Annotated in this window: 1 protein-coding gene; it reads left to right on the plus strand. The window is 61.4% G+C overall.

Annotated elements, in window-relative coordinates:
* Positions 1-588: hypothetical protein (locus AB9K34_RS21840; protein ID WP_369956714.1), on the plus strand; the 588-nt coding region annotated here is incomplete at both ends.

Here is a 588-nt window from a genome sequence, read left to right on the forward strand (position 1 = left end):
CGCAGCGATGCACAGGGCGAGGTGCACGCGATCGGGTTCGACCGGGACGATTCGCTGTCGTCGAAATGGCTGTTCCAGCTGGACGGGACGGAGACTTACGGGTTGCAGGGCGAAAACGGCCAGTACACCACGGGGTCCGGCTACCAGAGCTTTGCCATCAAGGTCGGGGATTATTTCCAGGGCGATTTCGACCGGCTCGTGCTTGCGGTGGATGACGACGAGGATGGCAGCGGCAAGGCCACGTTCCGCCGCATCACCATCGCAGAGAGCGAAGGGGTCAATGTCAACGGAACGGCATCCGCTCTGATCACCTATGGCGGGGCGCAGGATGCCGGCACGGCCACGGTGTCGGACAATGACAACCGCGTCACGCTGACCGACAATGCCTGGAAATCGATCCTGATCGACGAGACGATCACCGAAGATACCTATCTCAATTTCGAATATCGCAGCGATGCACAGGGCGAGGTGCACGCGATCGGGTTCGACCGGGACGATTCGCTGTCGTCGAAATGGCTGTTCCAGCTGGACGGGACGGAGACTTACGGGTTGCAGGGCGAAAACGGCCAGTACACCACGGGGTCCGGC

The sequence above is a fragment of the Sedimentitalea sp. XS_ASV28 genome (genome assembly GCF_041224545.1).
GTDB lineage: Bacteria > Pseudomonadota > Alphaproteobacteria > Rhodobacterales > Rhodobacteraceae > Sedimentitalea.